The following is a 20,480-nucleotide window of genomic DNA, read 5'->3' as shown; positions in this document are numbered from 1 at the left end:
CGGCGGCCCGCCGTCGGCCCGCACCGGGGAGACGCCGGTCACCAGCGATAGTCGAGGAACTTGCCGTCGAAGGTGACCACCACGCGGTCACCGTCCGGATGCGGGCGGCGGCTGATGTCGACGGTGAAGTTGATGGCACTCATGATGCCGTCGCCGAACTCCTCGTGGATGAGTTCCTTGAGCGCCGGTCCGTAGACATTGACGGCCTCCACGAAGCGGTACACGGTGGGATCGGTCATGATCTCCGGATCGACGGTGCGGGCGGGCTGCCGCACCAGCGCCTCGGCGACCGCGTCATCGAGGCCGAGCAGACCGCACACCTTCGCCGCCTGCTCCCCGGTGAGCGGATGCCGTCCCAGCAGGGCGGCGGTGGTCCACACCAGTGGCGCGTCGATGGCGGCCGCCAGCTCCGCCCACGTGTGCCCGCCGCGGATGCGGGCCGTGGTGACGAGGTCGGCGGCCTCGGTCTTGCTCATCATCGGGGTCATCGAGATCTCCTGTATCGGAAGCGAACTCCGCCACCCTGCCACAGCGCCAGCGGTCGACCGCCGCTGGAAACACACTGTTCACCGCACCGGTCACCTGCCGGAAACCCGTACCGGAATGTGAGGTTCGGGAAACATCGGGGCGGCGGTGAGGTCATGGCTGGGCAACAACCGGTGCCCAGAATCGGCATATCCCCACCGATCGAAGGAACACCCCACATGTCGTATCTGAAACCCGCCGAGTTCGTCACGAAGATGGTGGACGCCGGCCAGGACAAGGCGCTGATGTCCACCCGCGACACCGTGATTCGCGCGTACATGGCGGGTGCGATCCTCGCACTCGCCGCCGCGTTCGCCGTCACCATCACCGTGCAGACCGGCAATCCGCTGCTGGGCGCGGTGTTGTTCCCCGTCGGCTTCTGCATGCTCTACCTGCTCGGCTTCGACCTGCTCACCGGGGTGTTCACACTGGTGCCGCTGGCCTGGCTGGACCGGCGGCCGGGCGTGAATCTGCGGGCCATGCTGCGCAACTGGGGGCTGGTGTTCGTCGGCAACTTCGCCGGGGCGTTCACCGTGGCCGTCATGATGGCGATCATCGTGACCATGGGCTTCGCCGTCGATCCCAACGAGGTCGGCCAGAAACTCGGTGACATCGGCGAATCCCGCACCGTCGGCTACGCCGAGTACGGCGCTTCCGGCATGCTCACCCTGTTCATCCGCGGCGTGCTGTGCAACTGGATGGTCTCCACGGGTGTGGTGGCCGCCATGATGTCGACGTCGGTGTCGGGCAAGGTGATCGCCATGTGGATGCCCATCATGCTGTTCTTCTACATGGGCTTCGAACACTCGATCGTCAATATGTTCCTGTTCCCCTCGGGCCTGCTGCTGGGCGGCGACTTCTCCATCGGGGACTATCTGCTGTGGAACGAGATCCCCACGGTGGTCGGCAATCTCGTGGGCGGGCTCACCTTCGTCGGCCTGACCCTGTACGCCACGCACCGGCGCACCGCCGCATCCAAGCCGGTCGAAGAGCCGGTCGCGGTCTGACGCCCGCGCGTTCGGACGCCGCCGACCGCTCCGGGAGCGGTCGGCGGCCGAGAGCTCAGAGTGAGCGCACCCAGTTGCGCAGCAGCTGCGCGCCCGCGTCGCCGGACTTCTCCGGGTGGAACTGGGTGGCCGACAGCGGGCCGTTCTCCACCGCGGCGAGGAACGGGACGCCGTGTTCGGCCCAGGTCAGCTTGGCCGGGGCGATGGTGCCGTCGCCGTTCCACTCCCACTTCTGCGCGGCGTAGGAGTGCACGAAGTAGAAGCGGGTGTCGGCGTCCATACCCGCGAACAGCACGCTGTCCTCGGGAGGCCGGACGGTGTTCCAGCCCATGTGCGGCAGTACGGGGGCGTCCAGGCGCTCCACGGTCCCGGGCCATTCGGCGCAGCCCGCGGTCTCGATGCCGTGCTCGACCCCACGCTCGAACAGGATCTGCATGCCCACGCAGATGCCCAGCACCGGTCGGCCGCCCGCCAGCCGCTTGCCGATGATGCGCTCGCCGCGCACCTCCCGCAGGCCCGCCATGCAGGCCGCGAACGCGCCGACGCCGGGGACCACCAGGCCGTCGGCGTTCAGCGCGATATCAGGATCGGCGGTGACGGTGACCTCGGCCCCGGCGCGCACCAGGGCGCGTTCGGCGGAGTGCAGATTGCCCGAGCCGTAGTCGAGCAGGGCCAGTCGCTTCGTCCGCCCACTCGTCATCCGGCCACCGCCGTCCACGGAATCGCCGCGCGATGTCGTGTTCACAGCGCCCCCTTCGTGGAGGGGATACCGCTCACGCGCGGGTCGTATTCCACCGCGGCGCGCAATGCGCGTGCTACGGCCTTGAATTCGGCCTCGGTGATGTGGTGCTGGTCGCGGCCGTAGAGCACGCGCACGTGCAGGGCGATGCGGGCGTTGAGCGCGATGGACTCGAAGACGTGGCGATTGATGATCGTCGAATAGGACGCGCCCGGGCCAGCGCTCGGAATCACGGTGTGCAGCAGGTGTTCCGGCTCCCCGGTGTGCACGCAGTAGGGGCGACCGGAGACGTCCACCACCGCGTGGGCGAGGGTTTCGTCCATGGGGATGTAGCAGTCGCCGAAGCGGCGGATGCCCTTCTTGTCGCCGAGCGCCTGGTGCAGCGCCTGCCCGATGACGATGGCGGTGTCCTCCACCGTGTGGTGGGCCTCGATCTCGATATCGCCCTTGGCGTGCACGGTCAGGTCGAAGCTGCCGTGCTGGCCGAAGGCGGTCAGCATGTGGTCGTAGAACGGCACGCCGGTGGCGATGTCGGTCTTACCGGAGCCGTCGAGGTTGAGTTCGACGACGATGCTGGATTCCCGGGTGGTGCGTTCCACCCGTGCGATTCGGTCCATGCTCGCTTCCTGCGGTGAATCGGACACGGTCATCGGGCGATCAGCTCCTCGGCCGCCAATTTCTCGCTGGCGCGCAGGAATTCGTCGTTCTCCGCGGCCAGCCCGATGGTGGCGCGCAGATAGCCGGGGATGCCGACATCGCGAATGAGCACACCCTCGTCGAGGTAGCGCTGCCAGGCGCGCGGGGCATCGGCGAAGCAGCCGAACAGGATGAAGTTGGCGTCGGACCCGATGACGTCGAAGCCGAGCGTGCGCAGTTCCGCCGTCACCCGATCGCGTTGGCGCGCGAGTTCGGCCACGCTGCCGAGGGTTTCGTCGGCATGCCGCAGCGCCGCCCGCGCCGCGGCCTGGGTCACCACCGACAGGTGGTAGGGCAGCCGCACCAGCAGCAGCGCGTCGATGACGGCGGGTGCGGCGGCCAGATAGCCCAGTCGTCCGCCCGCGAAGGCGAACGCCTTGGACATGGTGCGGGTGACGACGAGTTTCGCCGGGTACCGGTCGATCAGGGTGATGGCCGAGGGCGCGGCGGAGAACTCCCCGTACGCCTCGTCCACCACCACGATGCCGGGGGCGGCGTCGAGGATCCGCTCCAGGTCGGCCAGCGGAATGCTGTGTCCCGTCGGATTGTTGGGGCTGGTCACGAACACCACGTCGGGGCGGCGCTGCGCGATCACCCCGACCGCGTAGTCGATATCGAGGGAGAAGTCGCCGCCGCGCTTGGCCTCCACCCATTCGGTGTCGATGCCCTCGGAGATGATCGGGTGCATCGAGTAGGAGGGCACGAAACCCAGTGCGCTGCGGCCCGGTCCGCCGAATGCCTGCAACAGCTGTTGCAGGATCTCGTTGGATCCGTTGGCGGCCCACACATTCGACACGTCCACCGCGACACCGGTCTGCCGGGTCAGGTAGGCGGCCAGATCGGCGCGCAGGGCCACGGCGTCGCGGTCCGGGTAGCGGTGCAGGTCGACGGCGGCGGCGCGAATGGATTCGGCGACGTCGTCGACCAGCGCCCGGCTCGGCGGGTGCGGGTTCTCATTGGTGTTGAGCTGTACCGGCACCGTGAGCTGCGGTGCGCCGTACGGCTTCTTGCCGCGCAGATTGTCCCGCAGCGGCAGGTCCTCGAGGGTGAGGCCCGCGCCGGGAACGGCCGCGGTCGGCTCGGTGCGCGCGCTCACGACAGTGCTCCGAAGCGCACCTGCACGGCCTGCCCGTGCGCGGGCAGATCCTCGGCGTTCGCCAGGGCCACCACATGTCCGGCGACGTCCTTCAGCGCCGACTCGGAGTAGTCGACCACGTGGATGCCGCGCAGGAAGGTCTGCACGCTCAAACCCGAGGAGTGCCGGGCGCAGCCGGCGGTGGGCAGCACGTGATTGGAGCCCGCGCAGTAGTCGCCGAGGCTGACCGGCGACCACGCGCCCACGAAAACGGCTCCGGCGCTGCGGACGCGGGCGGCCACGGCGGCCGCGTCGGCGGTCTGGATCTCCAGGTGCTCGGCCGCGTAGGCGTTCACCACGCGCAACCCCTGGTCGATATCGTCGACCAGCACGGTGCCGGACTGCTTGCCCGACAGCGCCTCCACCACTCGGTCGTGGTGCTTGACCACCGCCAGTTGCGCGGTCAGCGCCGCGTCCACGGCATCGGCCAGTTCCGCGCTGTCGGTCACCAGCACGCTGGCGGCCAGGACATCGTGTTCGGCCTGGGAGATGAGGTCGGCGGCCACATGCGCCGGATCGGCCGTGGCGTCGGCCAGGATGGCGATCTCGGTGGGCCCGGCCTCGGCGTCGATGCCGACCAGGCCGCGGCACAGCCGCTTGGCAGCGGTGACGTAGATATTGCCGGGCCCGGTGATCATGTCGACCGGTGCCAGCTGCGTGCCGTCGGTATCGGTGCCGCCGTAGGACAGCAGCGCCACGGCCTGCGCGCCGCCGACCGCCCACACCTCCTCGACACCGAGCAGCTTGGCGGCGGCCAGAATGGTCGGGTGCGGCAGGCCGCCGCAGCGGGCCTGCGGCGGCGAGGCCACCACCAGGGATTCCACCCCGGCGGCCTGCGCGGGCACCACGTTCATGACCACGCTGGACGGGTAGACGGCATTGCCGCCCGGCACGTACAGGCCGACGCGCTCGACGGGCACCCACCGTTCGGTGACGGTGCCGCCGGGCACCACCTCGGTGGTCGTGTCGGTGCGGCGCTGATCGGCGTGTACGACGCGGGTGCGCTCGATGGCGACCTCGAGCGCGGTGCGCACGGCCGGGTCCAGTTCGGACAGTGCCCGGTCGAGTTCGGCGGCGGGTACCCGCACGCTGTCGGGGGTCACCCCGTCGAACTTCGCGCTGAACTCCTGCGCCGCCGCGACGCCCCGATCGCGGATGGCCTCCACGACCGGCCGCACGTGATGCAGCACCGAGTCCACGTCCACTCCCCCGCGCGGCAGTGCCGAGCGAAGTTCAGCAGCGGTGGGCGTACGTCCGCGCAGATCCACGCGGGCGAGCTCGATGCGGCTTGTCATAGCGCTGTGCAGTCCTTGTCTGTGCTGATCGGTCGTGCTGATCGAGGTTGCCGAACGGGGCGTGAACACCCGATTCGTCCACTTGACAGCCTATCCGGCCCACGCCAGCGGGTTTCCGGCGGCCGCGCGACGCGGGTGACCCGCTGGTCATGCGGGTGAACGGCGCGCGCATCCGCGCCGAGACGCCGCCGTCACGGCCGATTCGCGCGGGTCACCGTTGTGTTTCCGCCGCTCGGAGGCGGGCGTACCGGACCGGTGCGCCCGATACCATCGACAGTGGCGCGAATTACGCGGCGTGACCGGGATTCGAGCCGAACGATCTGCTCCGAGCGCGCGGTGCCGAGGGTGGACGCGGCCGGATCCTCCGAACGGCACCGGACGCCTGTCACCCGATGCGCCGACGATAGTCCGAGGAGCTGGAGTGAACACAGATCCGGAGACCGATGCCCGGCGCGGCACCATCCGTCACCACCGTCCGCCCATCCCGCTACGGCGACCACATCGCCCCACCGTCGATCCGGTTGGTGCGGAATCCGATTCGATTGCGGCACTGCGACTTTCCGACGGCCGGGTGCTGCTGGTGCCCGCGTGCGGCCTGCGCATCGGCCGCACCCGGGACAACGATCTGGTGCTGGACGATCCACGGGTCAGCCGCACGCATGCCCGCCTGGTGCTGCGCGGCACCGGGGTGGTGATCCACGACCTGCGATCGGTGAACGGGGTGTACGTGAACGGCGCTCAGATCACCGGCCACGTCACGCTGTCGCACGGGGACGTCCTGAATATCGGCATCACCACCCTGCGATTCGAGCGGATACCGAGCCGGTAGGCGCGGACCTCACTCGTCCACGAGTCGGCGGATGACCATCGGCTCGGCCAGGATCTCGTCGAGCACGCCCCGCACATGGTGGAAGTGCGGGGTCTCGAAATGCTCGTCCAGCGCGGCGGCCCCGGTCCACTCCTCCACCAGCACCATGTGGGCGGCGTCGTTGGGGTCCACGAACGGCCGGTAGACCAGGCAGCCGGACTCCGCCAGCGACGGCTCGATCATGCCCTCGAGTGCGGTGCGCAGCCGGTCCTCCCGACCGGTGCGGGCGCGAAATTCGGCGATGACGTGCAGGGTCATGATGTCGTCTCCTTACGGGTCAGGGGCGGGCGGGGCCGGTGCCCGCGCCGGTGGTGGTGATGGCGGTGGCGATCTCGTCGAGGTCGGCCGCGGTCAGCGCCAGCTCGCGAGCGCCGATCCAGCCGTCGATCTGCGTCGGGGTGCGCGCACCGACGATGGCCCCGGTGACGCCCGGCCAGGCGGTGGCCCAGGCGAGGGCTACTTCGGCCACGCTCACGTCGTAGCGGGCCGCGATGGGGCGCAGCGCGTCCACCAGGGCGAGGTTGGCGGGCAGGTCGGTGGTGAAATCCGGGCTGCCGCTGCGCCAGTCGTCGGGCGCGAGCACCCGGTCGGCGTGGAACGCACCGGTCAGCAGGCCGGACTGGAGCGGCGAGTAGACGATGACGCCGGTGCCGTGGGCTCTCGCCCAGGCGATTTCGGGTGCGGCGGTGCGGTTGACGGCCGAGAACGGCGGCTGGATCGCGTCCACGTGCGCGATGGATTCGGCGATGTCCAGCTGTGCCGCATCGTGATTCGACAGACCGATGGCGCGAACCTTGCCCTCCTTCTTCAGATCGGCCATGACCTGCCAGTACTCCGCCAGCGGGGTGGCGTTGGCGGAAACCTCGGCTTCGCCCTGGTAGACGAACAACTCGCCGGTGTCGGGCCAGTGCACCTGGTAGAGGTCGATGTGGTCGACGCGCAGGCGGCGCAGTGACGCCTCGAGTTCGGCGCGCACGGTATCGGGGCGCATGATGCGCCGCGGCGGGCCGGTGCGGTCGTCGCCGGGTTCCCAGATGAGGCCGGTCTTGGTGAAGAGGTAGGGGCGGTCGACCTCCGGCAGCTCGGCCAGGGCGCGACCGACCAGTTCCTCCGCATGGCCGAGCCCGTAGGCGGGCGCGGTATCGAGCCAATTGATGCCGCTGCGCACCGCGTGGGTGATGGCGGCGATGGAGTCGGCGTCATCGGTGGCTCCCCACGAGTACTGCCAACCGGCTCCCGAGATGACCCAGGTGCCGAGGCCGAGCGGGGTGATATCCATGCCGGTGTCGCCGAGCGGGCGGGTGGCGTGCATTCGACTCTCCTGTTCGAGGCCGGATCGGTTCCGGCCACGATGTCCACACTCGTCCGCCGCGCCGCGCCGAAACAGCGCCGCACCAGCCTGGGCACCGCAGGACCAGGACGGTCCGGCGCACGGCTCGGATACTGGACGCATGGTCATGGATCGACGGGCGGAACTCGGTGAATTCCTGCGCTCCCGGCGCGCACGGCTGCGACCGGACCAGGTGGGGTTGATCGACCACGGGGTGCGGCGGCGGGTGCCGGGTCTGCGGCGCGAGGAGCTGGCGCTGCTGGCCGGGGTCAGCGTGGATCACTACGTGCGGCTGGAACAGGGCCGCACCCTGCACTTCTCGGAATCGGTGCTGGACGCGGTCGCACGCGCGCTGCGACTGGATCCGGTGGAACACGAGCACCTGTATCGCCTGGCACGGCCCTGGTCGGGCACGGAGAGGCCGGGTACGCAGCGGGTGCGGCCCGGGCTACTGCGGCTGTTGGAGGCGGCTCCGGAGGTGCCCGCCTACATCGTCGGGCGCGGTACGGCGGTGCTGGCGTGGAATCGCGCGGCCGCCGTGCTGCTCACCGACTTCGGCGCGCTCCCGCCGCACGAGCGCAATCTCACCCGGCTGGTGTTCCTGGACGAGGGCATGCGCGACCTCTACGAGGACTGGCCCGCCAAGGCCGCCGACGTGGTCGCCTATCTACGCCTGGACGCCGCCCGCAATCCCGGCGATCCGGCCGTCACCGCCCTGATCGACGACATGTGCCGGGACAGTGCGGAATTCGCCGAACTGTGGCGGCGTCACGACATCAAGGACAAGACCCACGGGCGCTACGTGTACCGCCACCCGATGGTGGGCCGCATCGATCTCGGCTACGAAACCCTGCGCCTGCCCGACGATCCCGATCAGGGGCTGGTCGCCCACACGGTGGAGCGGGGCTCCACCAGCGAGGTGGCGCTGCGGCTGCTCACCAGCATCGACGCACCCGCCGCTACCACGAGACGCTGAGCCGCCACAACGCTGAGCCTCACAAGCGCCGAATTCTCACGGAAGCCGACCCGTCACGAAAAGCCGAGCGGGACAACGAGAGCGGCGGGTGACGCGTGATCGCGTCGCCCGCCGCCGGTCTGTCGCTACCCGGTGTCGCCGCTACTTGGTGTTGCTGTCGATCTGTAGCGAACCGCTGCCCGGATCGACCACGCGCAGGTCGAACGGCTTGGACTTGCCGCCGTAGGTCAGGTTCGCCAGCCGCATATCGGCCGCACCGGCACCGTCGTTCTGGCCGGAGATATCGCGATAGCCGTTGATCGGGTTGGCTTCCCAGTACTCACGGAAATCGCTCTGCCCGCCGTACACCGCCTGCGCGGCGGGGGTCAGCATGGCCCAGGCCGAGCCGTAGTTCTTGGCGAGCAGCGCGTTGTAGAAGTCCTCGATGGCGCTGCCGGCCTGACCGATGCCGACGGTTCCGACATTGCGCGCCGAGCCGAGCGCCACCGAATCCTCGGTGGTCTGCGGGGTGCCGGTCACCTTCGAGGTGGTGGGGCCGCCCGCGTCGGTGCCCGAACCGCCTTCGCCGCCACCGGAATTGAGCATGGCGGCGACCACGCCGCCGACCACGATGAGCACACCCACCACGGCGATCCAGACGAACTTGCGGCTGCCCGGCTCGCCGGGGTGCGGTTCCATGGCGGTGTGCGTGGCGGGGCCGTGGGAGGCCGGGGGCCGGGGCGGCGGGGTGGACTCCAACAGGGCCGCGGCACTCACCGCGCCGGTGGGAATGTCGGCGCTGGCGGACGGGCGGCGGTCGATGGGCCGGGTGGGCTGACGCGGCGGCGCGGGGCGGCGCGGCGCTTCCGGTCCCCGCTGCTGGGGGCGGCGGGCGGCCAGCACGCGGGTGGCGTCCGCATCCGGGCCGACCTCGGCGAAGTCCGCCATGCGGTCGCGCACCTCGTGCATGCTCGGCCGGTCCTCCGGCTCGAAGCTCAGCAGGCGGCGCAACAGATCCTCCAGCGGACCGGCGTTGCGCGGCTCGCTCAGCTGACCGTTGGCGGCCGCGTACAGCAGCGCGAGCGGATTCGGGTTGGTGCCGTAGGGCGGTTCCCCCTCCAGCGCGTGGAACAGCGTCGCGCCCAGGGCGAAGACGTCGGCGGCGGGGGTCGGCTCGGCTCCGCGCGCCACCTCCGGGGCGAGGTAGGCGGCGGTGCCGGAGATGAGTCCGGTGGCGGTGAGGGTCACATCGCCCTTGGCCTTGGAGATGCCGAAGTCGGTGATCTTCACCGCCCCGTTGTCGCCGAGCAGGATGTTGCCGGGCTTGACGTCCCGGTGCACGATGCCCGCGCGGTGGGCGGCGATCAGCGCCGAAGCCACCTGCTCGCCGATGCGCGCCACCTGCGGCAGCGGCAGCGTGCCCTGCGAGGACAGCACGACGGCGAGACTCTGCGAGGGCAGGTACTCCATGACCAGGCACGGGTCGCCCTCGTGCTCGGTGATGTCGAAGACGACGATGGCGTTGGGATGCTGGAAGCGGGCGGCGTTGCGGGCCTCTCGGGCCGCGCGCTGGCGCACCACGTCCTTATCCGCTTGGGACAGGGTCGGCTGGGTGAGGATCTGTTTGATCGCCACCGACCGTTCCAGCCTCTCGTCGACGGCTCGCCAGACGACGCCTGTGCCGCCGCTACCAATCCGTTCGACCAGGCGGTAATGCCCTGCGATCACTTGGCCGGTTTCGATGGCACTACTCCGAAGTTCTCCGCGATGAATGACTGTGTCGGGGCGGTTGCCCGCGTGTTTCCCCGCACGAGTGTAGCGGGCCGCGCGCGTCGCGCCGACGTCAGCGCGAGATATGACTGAGATCTCGCTGAGATCCTCGTCGCATTCGGGTGATTATCGCGTTACCAGCTGGGGAAACGCGCGTGTCGGTGTGCGGTGAGGATCACTATTCCCGACGCGCCGCCCACTGCCCGCGCGCCAGTTCCGCCGCGTCGGCGTCGGTGAGTTCGATATCGAAGACCTCGGCGAGGATCTTCGGCAGCTCGGCGAGCTCCAGTTCGCGCGTATCGCCGCTGCCGTCCGGATACTCCGTGGTCCAGACGGTGCCGTCGAGGACGTGGTGTACCTCCGGCAGGAAGCGCTGCACGAACGGGCGGGTGGTGAACGGGGAACGCGGCGAGGTCGAGACGAAGTGGTTTCCGACCGCGTAGTCGATGCGGTACTGCGGGCTCACGGCGACGGTGTGGCGGTCGACCCAGCCGTCGCGGCCGAACTGGTGCAGCGTCCACTGCTCCACGTCGAGGGGTCCGTGCGCGCGGTCGAGCCGGTAACGCCAGGCGCCGAGGGCGAATTCGCCCCGGTCGGCGGTGAGCTCGACGGGCGCCAGGGGGCCGAAGCCGAAGCCGACGTCGGTCAGCCAGGCGCGGTCGTCGATGACCACCCGCAGCAGGGCGTGGGTGGCGGGCCGCAGCGCGGTGGCACCCATGGTGACCCGGCCGGACAGTCCGGTGAATTCGAATCCGAGCCGCTCCAGCGCGGCGGCGAACAGGCCGACATGCTCGTAGCAGTAGCCGCCGCGACGGCGGCGAATCAGCTTGTCCTGCACCGATTCGACGTCAAGGGGGATATCGCGGCCGAGGATGACCTCGAGGTTCTCGAACGGAATGCCGGTGGTGTGCGCGTAGGTCAGCCCGCGCAGGGTGTCCAGGGTCGGCGTGCGGTCCCCCGTGTACCCGATCCGCGCCAGATACGCGTCCAGATCCAGGTCGTCGCCGTTCCACCCGTACGAGGGGTCCGCCGGGGCGCTCATATCTCCTCCGTCCACTGCCGCAATCGATTCGATCAACACCGTGCGGACCGAAGATGTTCCGCGCCAGCCTGCCAGCCCACCGGCAGCACGGTCACGACGGTGATTCCGTGGGCACGGCGGGTACCGCACCGCCGCCACGCGATCGCGTGGACAGTGGTGACCGGGCGATTTAGCCTGGGACCGCGCGACGGCGCGCGGTGGGGAGGCGGGACCATGACGGATTCGATGCGGAACCGGGCGCGGTCGTGAGTGCGTCATGGGATCGACTACGACTGTTCACGGTGCGGGAGTTCACCGTGCACTGGGGGCGGACGCTGGCGACGGTCGCGGTGGTGGCGGTGTCGGCGGCCTTCCTGGTGGCCGTGTTCGCCATCTCCGGTTCGGTGACCGGTTCGATGCAGCGGCTGACCGCCGGGCTGGCGGGCACCGCGGACCTGGAGGTCTCCGGAGTCACCGACGCCGGATTCGCGCAGTCGCTGCGCGATGAGGTGGCGGCCGCGCCCGGGGTGGCGGCGGCGGTGCCGCTGCTGCGGGCGAATCTGCCGGTCGACGGCGAGCGGGTGCTGCTGCTCGGCATGGACGGGTCGGGTGCGGCACTGGGCGGCGAACTGAGCGGAGCCGTGGCCGACGACGTGGTCGGGTCGCTGCTCGGCGTATCGAACGGCGTGCTGGCCGGTCCGGACCTCGGCTATGCGAAAAATGATGTGTTCCAGCTGGGTTCGGTGCGGGTCACGGTCGCCGCCGTGCTCGCGGACGCGGAATCGGGGCGGTTCAACGGCGGCCACTATGTGGTCGCGCCGCTGCCGCTGGCGCAGCGGATCGCCGGGCGCACCGGACAACTCGACTCCATCATGATCGTGGCGGCACCGGATGCCGACGCGGGAGCGCTGCGTGCGACCGTGGATGCGGTGGTGGCCGGGCGGGCGATCGTCGCCGAACCCATGGCGCGCGCCGCGGATACCGGCAACGGCGTGCTCATGCTGCGCTTCATGGCCGCCATGGGGGCCGGTATCGCCTTCGTGGTGTCGGCCTTCCTGGTCTACAACACGATGAGTATGGCGCTGGCGCAACGCCGTCCGGTGATCTCCATGCTGCGGGCCATCGGCGGCGGCAAGCGCACCATCGTGCGCGACACCCTCGCCGAGGCGGCCGTGGTGGGACTGGTCGGCGGGGCCGTGGGCGGGCTGCTGGGGATACTCGCGGGGCGCTGGGCCATCGGCCTGCTACCGCCCGCCGTCACCCAACTGGTGGAGGTGCGGCTGGAGTACATCCTGCCGGGTTACGCGGTGCCGGTGGCGATCACGGCGGCGGTGCTGACCAGCGTCGGGGCCTCGGCGGTGGCGGCACGGCAGGTGTACCGGGTGGCTCCGGTGGAGGCGCTGGCACCGGTCGGGGTGTCGCGGGCCGATGCCGGATCCGGGTGGACGCGGCTCGCCGCCGCGGTGGCGGTGCTGGTGCTGACGGCGGCGACCCTGCTGGTGGTGCGCGCGCAGCTGGGCGTGTTCTCCGCTGTCGCACTGGGTTTCGCGTTCGGCGCGCAGATCGCGCTGGCCTTCCTGCTCACCGGGCCGATCGTGGCGGCGACCGCGGCGGTGGCGCGGCGCGGCGGCGGGGCCGGGGTGCTCGCGGCGGTGAATATCGAACGCGCGCCCCGGCGGGTGTGGGCCACCCTCATGACCGTCACCATCGCCGTGGGTATGACCGTGACCATCACCGGAGCGAATGACGACGCCGTGCGCGGGGCGCGCGACAGCCTGGCCAGTCTCGGCGACAGCGAGCTGTGGGTGAGTCCCACGCCGGAGGATCAGACGCCCACCGACCTGCTGCCGCCGGAGGTGGCCGAGCGGGTGGCGGCGGTGCCCGGCGTGGCGCGTATGACGGAGGGGCAGTTGGCATTCGCCGCCTTCGGCGGCACCAAGGCGCTGCTGTACGGCGTGGCCCCGGGCAGCAACTACCCCATGTTCCGAGCGCTGCGCGCCGAGGTGGGGCAGCGGCTGCTGGCCGGTGAGGGCCTGGTGCTGTCCCGCTCGCTGGCGGGCCAACTCGGGGTGGCCGCCGGGGATACGGTGACCCTGCGGACGCCCAGCGGAGAGAAACGCGCCGCGGTGCTCGACACCGTGTCCTATTTCTCGGCGCTGGCGGGCACCGTGGCCATGAGCCTGGACCTGATGCGGGACTGGTTCGACCGCCCCGGATCGACCACTCTGCAGATCGACGCGGCCCCGGGCACCGATCTCGAACAGCTGCGCTCCGACCTGCGCGCGGCCGCCGGACCCCGGGTCTTCGTCTACTCCGGGCGCGAGGCCCTCGACGGCATCAGCGCCTCCATGACCCAGGCCATGGCCCTGGCCCGCGCCATACTGGTGATCACCGCCCTCATCGCCGCGACCGCCCTGCTCAACACGCTCATGCTGGCGCTGCTGGAACGCCGCCGCGAACTCGGCATCCTGCGCGCCGTCGGCTCCACCCGCCGCTTCGCCCTGCGCATGATCCTCACCGAGGCGGCCGCCATCGGTGTGGTGGGCGCGGCCCTCGGTCTCGTCTTCGGGTTGATCGAACAGTTCCTCTATGCCGCCATCGCCACCGACCTGCTCGGCATCGAGATCACCGCCCGACCCGGCCCGCTGCTCCCGGTCTTCGTGGCGGCGGCATTGGCCCTGAGCCTGCTCGGCTCGATTCCGCCCGCCCTGCGCGCGGCCCGGCTGAATATCGTGGACGCGGTCGCCGCGGACTGACATGGTGACATCCCGGCCGGAGACGGGCGGATGTCGGAGCCAGCCGCTACCATTCGCCCATGCGTTCGATCGATACCGCGCAGCGGCGCGCTCGACTGGCGGTTCGGCATCTGCTCGCTCCCGAGGCGCGGGTGGACGATGCCGCCGAGATCGCGCGGGCGATGGTGGTGCTGCACGCCACCGATCCGGCGACGGTGTTCCTCTCGGTGGCCGCGCGCAGCCGGACGGTCGAACCCGGGCATGTGGAGAAGGCGCTGTACGAGGATCGGACGCTGCTGCGCATGCTGGCCATGCGGCGCACCATGTTCGTGGCACCGATCGACCTGGTGCCGGTGTTGCAGGCGTCGTGTGCCGACGCGCTGGCCGCCAAGCAGCGAAAGACGTACGGGCGCTTCGTGGAACAGGCCGGGGTCGTCGACGGGGACATCTCGGCGTGGTGGGCCGAGGTGGAGGCGGAGACACACCGGGCGTTGCTGGCGCGGGGCGCGGCGACCGGCGCGCAGTTGAGCAAGGACGTGCCGCGGTTGCGGACACAGGTCGACACCGCACCGGGCAAGTCGTATTCGAAGCCGACGAATATCACCACCTGGGTGCTGGTGACCCTGGGCGCGGAGGGGCGGATCGTGCGCGGGCGGCCCAATGGGTCGTGGTCCAGCAGCCAGTACACGTGGTCGCCCATCGAATCCTGGCTGCCGGACGGTATCGCGGCCATGTCCGCGGACGAGGCGCGGGCGGAGTTGGTGCGGCGGTGGCTGCATCGGTTCGGCCCGGCTCCGGTGAGCGATGTCAAATGGTGGACCGGATGGACCGCCGCCGAGGTGAAGAAGGCCCTGGCACGGCTGGACACCGTCGAGGTCGCGGTGGACGGCGGCACCGGACTGGTGCTCGCCGACGATCTGGACCCGGTGGCCGCGCCGGAGCCGTGGGCGGCGCTGCTGCCCGCCCTCGATCCGACGCCCATGGGGTGGCAGGCGCGCGATTGGTATCTGGGCGCGCACGGTCCGGCGCTGTTCGACCGCAATGGCAATGTGGGGCCGACCGTGTGGTGGGACGGGCGCATCGTCGGCGGCTGGGCACAGCGCGCCGACGGTGAGATCGTGTGGCGGCTGCTGGAAGACGTCGGCTCCGAGGCGCAGCGGCACATCGAAGCCGAGGCCGCCCGGCTCACCGACTGGTACGGCGAGGTCCGCCCGACTCCTCGCTTCCGCACCCCGCTGGAGCGGGAACTCACCGCTTAGCGGGCGCACACCGCGTTACCGGCCCACCGCCGCAGGTCGCGCCCGTAGTGAGGGCGTGAGACCTGCGGCGAGCTATCCGAGGCGGCGCGGAGGTCACACCTGCTGTCGCACACGGGTTCCGTTCGGCCGCTACATCTTCCGTTTAATCCTTCAAAATACGTCGGGTGTCGGGTGGACGGTCCCGCTGTTAGGGTCTGCACGTACATCTGCATGTCCGGGGCGCGGGGGGCGCTGGCCCGGTCTTCCCATTCGGAGAGTGTCATGGCCTTCCTGAACCGCTTCCTCTACAACGCGCGCACGATCAGCGAGCTGGTCGATCAGGCGCCGAAGTGGCGGGAGCAGTTGCTGGCCAAGCGCACCGAGTTGCGCGGCGGCTCCTTTCGGGACGCCACCATGGGGATCTGCGCGCTGGTGGCGGCCGCGGACGGCAGTATCGATCCGGTCGAGCGGATGCGGGTGGCGCAGCTCATCGGCGCGGATCCGGTACTGCGCCAGTTTCCGGTGGACGAGCTGCGAAATCTCTTCGAGGACAACTGCAATCGGATCGCCATGGATCCGGCGTTCGGCCGCGCCTACGTCATGCAGCAGGTCGCCAAGTGCACCGGCAAACCGGCCGAGGCGCGCGCCGTCGTGCAGTTGGGCATCATGATCGGCAATGCGGACGGCGGCTTCGACCAGCACGAGGCGGCCACCATTCGGGAGGCCTGCCAGGTGCTGCTGCTGGACCCCGAGGAGTTCGGGCTCCCCGACTGACGCGCCGGGCCTTACATGTCCAGGCCGAGGTCCAGCACGCGCACGGAGTGGGTGAGCGCACCGACGGCCAGATAGTCCACGCCGGTGCGGGCGTAGTCGGCGGCGGCATCCAGGGTGAGACCACCGGAGGATTCCAGCTTGGTGCGCGGTGAGCGGGTGTCGCGGCGCTGCACGGCCGCTTGGGTTGCCCACAGCGGGAAGTTGTCCAGCAGCACGAGTTCCACGTCCTCGGCGAGCACGGCGTCGAGTTGCTCCAGGCTGTCCACCTCCACCTCGCATTCGATGGCGGGGTTCAGAGCGCGCACCGCCCGCAGCGCCGCCACCACCGAACCGGCGGCGACCACGTGATTGTCCTTGATGAGCGCGGCGTCGCCGAGCCCCATACGGTGGTTCACCCCGCCGCCGACGCGGACCGCGTACTTCTGCAGCGACCGCAGACCCGGCAGTGTCTTGCGGCTGTCGCGGATGCGGCAGTGGGTGCCCGCCACGGCATCCACCCAGGCGGCGGTGGCGGTGGCGATTCCGGAGAGGTGGCAGACGATATTGAGCAGGGTGCGCTCGGCGGTCAGCAGTCCCCGGGTGGGAGCGACGACGCCGAGCACCGCGTCACCCGGCCGCACCCGGGTGCCGTCCGGCACCCGCTCGGTGACCTCGTAACCGCCCGCCCCGATCACCTCGTCCAGCACCAGCAGGCCGATATCGAGCCCGGCCACGGTGCCCTCCTGCCGCGAGACCACCGCCGCCTTCACCACGGCATCCTCGGGCACCGTCGCGACGGTGGTGATATCGGGCCCGTAGCGCAGATCCTCGTCGAGGGCGGTGCGAATGAGCGCGACCACCTCGTCGCGGTCGAGTCCGGTATCGAGAGTCATCGCTGCACTCCTGGATCGATGGAACGAGCACCGGGCCGGGTAACGGCGGTGCCGGGTAACGGGAACAGGGCCGCCATCCGCGCGTGCCCGGCGGCGCGGACACGACCGCGCCCGGCAGCGCGGATACGACCGCGCCCGGCGGCACGGGCACGACCGCGCCCGGCAGCGCGGATACGACCGCGCCCGGCAGCGCGGGTAGGACCCTTTTCGGCCGTGCGATGCGCCCCCGAATGCCAGTCGGCGGCACCGGATTCGGCTGTCGCGGCCATGGGCGGATTCACGACGCGGCGGTGGGTACGGCGGTGCGCGACCATGTGGGTTCCTCCCAGCCGTCGGTGAGCAGCTGCGGCCGACCGTCCTCGCCGAGCCGCACCCCGATGCTGCGGCGCTGCTCCGTGCGGGGCTCCGGATGGTCCGAACGGGTGTGGCAGCCACGGCTTTCCGTGCGCGCCGCCGCCGCGACCAGCAGGACGCGGGCGGTGAGGGTGAGTGCGGCATCCTCGATATCGGCGGCGGTCACCGTGGCGGAGGTATCGGTGCCGCACCGCGATTCGCCGACCGTGGCATCCGGACCACCGTGATACCCGCGCGTCATGGGGTGCGTCCCGGCCCGGTGCTCGTCGGCCGCACCGCCGTACGGACGGTGGTGCGCGGCTTCCGCGTCGACACGGTATCCGCGAGCCGCGCTCCCCCGGCCGCCCCCGGGCAGTCCGCCCGGCGCGCTGCCGCCCTTGTCGCCGCCCGGCCCGCGCGATGCGTAGCCGCCCGCGGCACCGCCCGAACCGCGTGCAGCGGTGCCGACCGCGTCAACCCCCGGCCCGCGTGACGCAGTACCGCTCCCGTGATCGCTCGGTCCGCGCGAGGTGGTGCCGCCCACGTCGTCGCGCGTGGCGTGCGATTCGCGCACCGGTCCGAACGGCGAGGCGAGTGGCACACCGATTCCGCCGTCCGGCCCGGGGGCGGCGATATCGATTGCGCCGGAATCGGTTCCGGTGCCGCTGGCGGCGAGCAGTTCGAGCAGGCGCAGCACGCCCTCGCGCAGGCCGTCGCCGTCGCGGACGACGGAGGCGCGGTCGGTCATCAGTCGTTGCAGGGCGGTGCGGTCGACGCGAGGCAGGTGCAGGGGGCCGATCTCGGTCACGGGGTCGGCTGCTCCGAGGCGTTCGGTGGCCGCCGCGCCCGCGCGTTCGCCGACCACCAGGCCCTCGAGCAGGCTGTTGGAGGCGAGCCGGTTCGCGCCGTGCAGGCCGGTGCGCGCCACCTCGCCCGCGGCGTACAGGCCGGGGACGGTGGTGCGGCCGTGGGTGTCGGTGACCACGCCGCCGCACTGGTAGTGGGCGGCGGGGGCGACCGGGATGAGTCCGGTGCGCGGGTCGATGGCCGCGGCCAGGCAGGAGGCGGTGATGGTCGGGAACCGCTGGGCGAAACCGTCGATGGCGCGGGCGTCGAGATAGACGTGCTCGGTGCCCAGTTCGCGCATGCGGGCCGCGATGGCCCGCGACACCACGTCGCGCGGTGCGAGGTCACCGCGCGGGTGCACGCCGGCGGTGACCGAATTGCCCTCGGTGTCCACCAGAATCGCGCCCTCACCGCGCACGGCCTCGCTGATGAGCGGTCGCCGCCCCAGCCCACCGCGCGCGTACAGCACGGTCGGATGGAACTGCACGAACTCCAGATCCGCCACCACCGCGCCCGCGCGCAAGGCCAGCGCCACGCCGTCGGCCGTCGCCCCGGCGGGATTGGTGCTGCACGCGTACAGCTGCCCGAGCCCGCCGGTAGCCAGCAGCACGGCGGGCGCGTGCACCACACCGAAACCCCGGTCGGATAGGGCGAGTACACCGCGCACGCCGCTCGGCCCGGTCAGGATCTCGACCGCGGCCGCACCGAAGATCACCGGCAGGCCCGCCGCGTTCAGCGCCCGCTGCACCTCGGCCCCGGTGGCGTCGCCCCCGGCGTGGATGATGCGCCGCGTACTGTGTCCGCCCTCGCGGGTCCGCGAGACCTGCCCGTCGCGCCCGAGATCGAAGACCGCGCCCAGATCGGTGAGCGCGGCGACGGCATCCCGCCCGCCCTCGACGATCGAGCGGACCGCGTCCACATCGCACAGTCCGGCCCCGGCCACCACGGTGTCGTCCACATGCGACTCCACCGAATCCCCGTGCGGAGCGACCACGGCGATCCCGCCCTGCGCGTACTGCGTGGCGGTATCGGTCGGCCCGCCCTTGCTCAGCGTGAGCACCCGCAGCCCGCGCAGCGACGCGGTACGCGCGGCGGTCAGCCCCGCCACCCCGCCGCCCACGACGACGAGATCGGCCTCGGCCTCCCAGTTGATCGTGATACTCACCGGATCTCTCCCTTCCCGGTGGTCGTGCGCGCCCCCGGCCCGGCGGCCGTGTGGGCCGCCGGGAGCTGGGGGCCGACTGTCACTCGCCGCCGCCCGGGTTGCCGATCTCGATCATGCGCTGCACCGAGTTGCGGGCCAGGGCGGCGGTTTCGGGGTCGACGTGGACCTCGTCGCGGTTCTCCACCAGGGAGCGGAGCAGGGCGGCGGGGGTGATCATCTTCATGTACTTGCAGGAGGCGCGGTCGTTGACGGCCTGGAAGTCCACGCCGGGGGCGGCCTTGCGCAGCTGGTGCAGCATGCCGACCTCGGTGGCGACCAGCACCTGGTTCACTGTGCCCGACTCGCCGCTGCGCGAGCTCCGCGCCGCCGCCGCCTTGGCGGCGTCGATCATGCCGCCGGTGGACAGGATGTGCACCCGGTCGGCCGGGAACTCGCCCGCGCCCGCGAGGTAGAGCGCCGAGGTGGCGCAACCGCATTCGGGGTGCACGAACAGTTCCGCGTCCGGATGGGTGCGGGCCTGCTCGTTCAGCTCGTCGCCGTTGATTCCGGCGTGCACGTGGCATTCGCCCATCCAGATGTGCATGTTCTCGCGTCCGGTCACCCGCTTGACGTGCGCGCCCAGGAACTGGTCCGGCAGGAACAGCACCTCCCGGTCGGGGTCGATGGAGGCGACCACGTCCACGGCGTTGGAGGACGTGCAGCAGATATCGGTGAGGGCCTTCACCGCGGCGGTGGTGTTGACGTAGGAGACCACCAGCGCCCCCGGATGTTCGGCCTTCCACGCGCGCAGTTCGTCGGCGGTGATGGAGTCGGCCAGTGAGCAGCCCGCGCGCTGATCGGGGATGAGCACCGTCTTCTCCGGGCTGAGGATCTTGGCGGTCTCGGCCATGAAGTGCACACCGCAGAACACGATGGTGTCCTCGGGGGCCTCGGCCGCGATCCGGGACAGCGCGAGGGAGTCACCTACGTGATCGGCGACGTCCTGAATCTCGGGCAGCTGGTAGTTGTGCGCGAGGATGGTGGCATTGCGTTCGCGCGCCAGTCGCTTGATCTCCCGCGCCCACTCCGGAGTGGCCTCGACTCCCCCGAAACCCGACGGTCCATCGGTGATGCGCTCGGTCAGCGGCATCATCGCACCCAGTGCAGCCATGGTCCGGCTCCTAACTCTCATGCGTC

The 20,480-nt window shown here is 70.8% G+C and carries 18 protein-coding genes and 1 pseudogene; 6 read left to right on the top strand and 13 right to left on the bottom strand.

Features of this window, described 5'->3' with window-relative positions:
- Positions 1 to 38: 38 nt before the first annotated feature.
- Positions 39 to 488 (bottom strand): cyanase, encoded by a 450-nt coding sequence (gene cynS, locus FOH10_RS08865; RefSeq protein ID WP_143980352.1) that lies wholly within the window; start codon positions 486 to 488, stop codon positions 39 to 41.
- A 216-nt stretch (positions 489 to 704) separates the two neighbouring features.
- Here cynS and FOH10_RS08860 point away from each other — a divergent pair, with 216 nt between their 5' ends.
- Positions 705 to 1,532 carry a formate/nitrite transporter family protein gene (locus FOH10_RS08860; protein WP_039812631.1) on the top strand — a complete coding sequence of 276 codons (828 nt, stop codon included), beginning with the start codon at positions 705 to 707 and terminating at the stop codon, positions 1,530 to 1,532.
- Positions 1,533 to 1,587: 55 nt separating this feature from the next.
- On the opposite strand, the gene hisH is transcribed toward FOH10_RS08860, so the two are convergent.
- Genes hisH through hisD form a run of 4 tightly spaced genes read right to left on the bottom strand, consistent with a single transcriptional unit; the run spans position 1,588 to position 5,397 of the window.
- Complete coding sequence (gene hisH, locus FOH10_RS08855) at positions 1,588 to 2,232, bottom strand: imidazole glycerol phosphate synthase subunit HisH (protein ID WP_143983957.1); 645 nt, start codon at positions 2,230 to 2,232, stop codon at positions 1,588 to 1,590.
- A 41-nt stretch (positions 2,233 to 2,273) separates the two neighbouring features.
- A complete protein-coding gene (gene hisB / locus FOH10_RS08850; protein ID WP_029929128.1) occupies positions 2,274 to 2,888 on the bottom strand; it encodes an imidazoleglycerol-phosphate dehydratase HisB in 615 nt (204 codons plus the stop codon).
- A 29-nt stretch (positions 2,889 to 2,917) separates the two neighbouring features.
- On the bottom strand, positions 2,918 to 4,063 hold the full coding sequence (locus FOH10_RS08845) for a histidinol-phosphate transaminase (RefSeq protein ID WP_143980351.1): 1,146 nt from the start codon (positions 4,061 to 4,063) through the stop codon (positions 2,918 to 2,920).
- Positions 4,060 to 5,397, bottom strand: coding sequence for a histidinol dehydrogenase (gene hisD, locus FOH10_RS08840; protein WP_143980350.1), 1,338 nt, complete (start codon positions 5,395 to 5,397; stop codon positions 4,060 to 4,062). Before hisD ends, FOH10_RS08845 begins: the two co-directional genes overlap by 4 nt.
- Positions 5,398 to 5,818: 421 nt before the next feature.
- Here hisD and FOH10_RS08835 point away from each other — a divergent pair, with 421 nt between their 5' ends.
- Positions 5,819 to 6,226, top strand: a complete 408-nt coding sequence (locus FOH10_RS08835) for an FHA domain-containing protein (protein WP_186000764.1) — start codon at positions 5,819 to 5,821, stop codon at positions 6,224 to 6,226.
- Between the two features lie 9 nt (positions 6,227 to 6,235).
- Here FOH10_RS08835 and FOH10_RS08830 read toward each other — a convergent pair whose 3' ends face one another.
- Together FOH10_RS08830 and FOH10_RS08825 are read right to left on the bottom strand one after the other, a co-directional pair.
- Positions 6,236 to 6,523, bottom strand: coding sequence for a putative quinol monooxygenase (locus FOH10_RS08830; protein WP_143980348.1), 288 nt, complete (start codon positions 6,521 to 6,523; stop codon positions 6,236 to 6,238).
- 19 nt (positions 6,524 to 6,542) lie between these two features.
- On the bottom strand, positions 6,543 to 7,577 hold the full coding sequence (locus FOH10_RS08825) for an aldo/keto reductase (protein ID WP_221937947.1): 1,035 nt from the start codon (positions 7,575 to 7,577) through the stop codon (positions 6,543 to 6,545).
- 139 nt (positions 7,578 to 7,716) lie between these two features.
- Here FOH10_RS08825 and FOH10_RS08820 point away from each other — a divergent pair, with 139 nt between their 5' ends.
- Positions 7,717 to 8,571 (top strand): helix-turn-helix transcriptional regulator, encoded by an 855-nt coding sequence (locus FOH10_RS08820; RefSeq protein WP_143980347.1) that lies wholly within the window; start codon positions 7,717 to 7,719, stop codon positions 8,569 to 8,571.
- 141 nt (positions 8,572 to 8,712) lie between these two features.
- On the opposite strand, the gene FOH10_RS08815 is transcribed toward FOH10_RS08820, so the two are convergent.
- Complete coding sequence (locus FOH10_RS08815) at positions 8,713 to 10,278, bottom strand: serine/threonine-protein kinase (protein WP_143980346.1); 1,566 nt, start codon at positions 10,276 to 10,278, stop codon at positions 8,713 to 8,715.
- A gap of 220 nt (positions 10,279 to 10,498) precedes the next feature.
- Positions 10,499 to 11,362 (bottom strand): arylamine N-acetyltransferase family protein, encoded by an 864-nt coding sequence (locus FOH10_RS08810; RefSeq protein ID WP_143980345.1) that lies wholly within the window; start codon positions 11,360 to 11,362, stop codon positions 10,499 to 10,501.
- Between the two features lie 245 nt (positions 11,363 to 11,607).
- Here FOH10_RS08810 and FOH10_RS08805 point away from each other — a divergent pair, with 245 nt between their 5' ends.
- The 3 genes from FOH10_RS08805 to FOH10_RS08795 all read left to right on the top strand — a co-directional run bounded on the left by FOH10_RS08805 (position 11,608) and on the right by FOH10_RS08795 (position 16,088).
- Positions 11,608 to 14,097, top strand: coding sequence for an ABC transporter permease (locus tag FOH10_RS08805; RefSeq protein WP_244961808.1), 2,490 nt, complete (start codon positions 11,608 to 11,610; stop codon positions 14,095 to 14,097).
- A 59-nt stretch (positions 14,098 to 14,156) separates the two neighbouring features.
- The gene (locus tag FOH10_RS08800; RefSeq protein WP_143980344.1) at positions 14,157 to 15,335 is read left to right on the top strand and encodes a winged helix DNA-binding domain-containing protein; all 1,179 of its coding nucleotides are present in this window, start codon (positions 14,157 to 14,159) and stop codon (positions 15,333 to 15,335) included.
- Positions 15,336 to 15,596: 261 nt separating this feature from the next.
- Positions 15,597 to 16,088, top strand: a complete 492-nt coding sequence (locus FOH10_RS08795) for a tellurite resistance TerB family protein (RefSeq protein ID WP_143980343.1) — start codon at positions 15,597 to 15,599, stop codon at positions 16,086 to 16,088.
- An 11-nt stretch (positions 16,089 to 16,099) separates the two neighbouring features.
- Here the strand turns inward: FOH10_RS08795 and nadC are convergent, their stop codons facing one another.
- The 4 genes and pseudogenes from nadC to nadA form a co-directional block, all read right to left on the bottom strand.
- Entirely contained in the window at positions 16,100 to 16,960 is an 861-nt protein-coding gene (nadC, locus tag FOH10_RS08790; protein ID WP_039812593.1) for a carboxylating nicotinate-nucleotide diphosphorylase, read from the bottom strand.
- A gap of 277 nt (positions 16,961 to 17,237) precedes the next feature.
- Entirely contained in the window at positions 17,238 to 17,555 is a 318-nt protein-coding gene (locus tag FOH10_RS36245) for a hypothetical protein (protein WP_143983954.1), read from the bottom strand.
- Positions 17,556 to 17,999: 444 nt separating this feature from the next.
- A pseudogene (locus tag FOH10_RS36240) lies at positions 18,000 to 19,304 on the bottom strand (L-aspartate oxidase); the annotation flags it as partial.
- A gap of 79 nt (positions 19,305 to 19,383) precedes the next feature.
- The gene (gene nadA / locus FOH10_RS08775) at positions 19,384 to 20,454 is read right to left on the bottom strand and encodes a quinolinate synthase NadA (protein WP_143980342.1); all 1,071 of its coding nucleotides are present in this window, start codon (positions 20,452 to 20,454) and stop codon (positions 19,384 to 19,386) included.
- Positions 20,455 to 20,480 lie beyond the last annotated feature (26 nt).

This window comes from Nocardia otitidiscaviarum, assembly GCF_007362295.1.
Taxonomy (GTDB): domain Bacteria; phylum Actinomycetota; class Actinomycetes; order Mycobacteriales; family Mycobacteriaceae; genus Nocardia; species Nocardia otitidiscaviarum.
This window is presented reverse-complemented; position numbering and strand designations above follow the sequence as displayed.

Excerpts from the sequence above, each read along its gene's own strand:
- cynS (WP_143980352.1), bottom strand. The coding sequence starts at position 488 with ATGACCCCGATGATGAGCAAGACCGAGGCCGCCGACCTCGTCACCACG.
- FOH10_RS08860 (WP_039812631.1), top strand. The coding sequence starts at position 705 with ATGTCGTATCTGAAACCCGCCGAGTTCGTCACGAAGATGGTGGACGCC.
- hisH (WP_143983957.1), bottom strand. The coding sequence starts at position 2,232 with ATGACGAGTGGGCGGACGAAGCGACTGGCCCTGCTCGACTACGGCTCG.
- hisB (WP_029929128.1), bottom strand. The coding sequence starts at position 2,888 with ATGGACCGAATCGCACGGGTGGAACGCACCACCCGGGAATCCAGCATC.
- hisD (WP_143980350.1), bottom strand. The coding sequence starts at position 5,397 with ATGACAAGCCGCATCGAGCTCGCCCGCGTGGATCTGCGCGGACGTACG.
- FOH10_RS08830 (WP_143980348.1), bottom strand. The coding sequence starts at position 6,523 with ATGACCCTGCACGTCATCGCCGAATTTCGCGCCCGCACCGGTCGGGAG.
- FOH10_RS08825 (WP_221937947.1), bottom strand. The coding sequence starts at position 7,577 with ATGCACGCCACCCGCCCGCTCGGCGACACCGGCATGGATATCACCCCG.
- FOH10_RS08820 (WP_143980347.1), top strand. The coding sequence starts at position 7,717 with ATGGTCATGGATCGACGGGCGGAACTCGGTGAATTCCTGCGCTCCCGG.
- FOH10_RS08810 (WP_143980345.1), bottom strand. The coding sequence starts at position 11,362 with ATGAGCGCCCCGGCGGACCCCTCGTACGGGTGGAACGGCGACGACCTG.
- FOH10_RS08800 (WP_143980344.1), top strand. The coding sequence starts at position 14,157 with ATGCGTTCGATCGATACCGCGCAGCGGCGCGCTCGACTGGCGGTTCGG.
- FOH10_RS08795 (WP_143980343.1), top strand. The coding sequence starts at position 15,597 with ATGGCCTTCCTGAACCGCTTCCTCTACAACGCGCGCACGATCAGCGAG.
- nadC (WP_039812593.1), bottom strand. The coding sequence starts at position 16,960 with ATGACTCTCGATACCGGACTCGACCGCGACGAGGTGGTCGCGCTCATT.
- FOH10_RS36245 (WP_143983954.1), bottom strand. The coding sequence starts at position 17,555 with ATGACGCGCGGGTATCACGGTGGTCCGGATGCCACGGTCGGCGAATCG.
- nadA (WP_143980342.1), bottom strand. The coding sequence starts at position 20,454 with ATGGCTGCACTGGGTGCGATGATGCCGCTGACCGAGCGCATCACCGAT.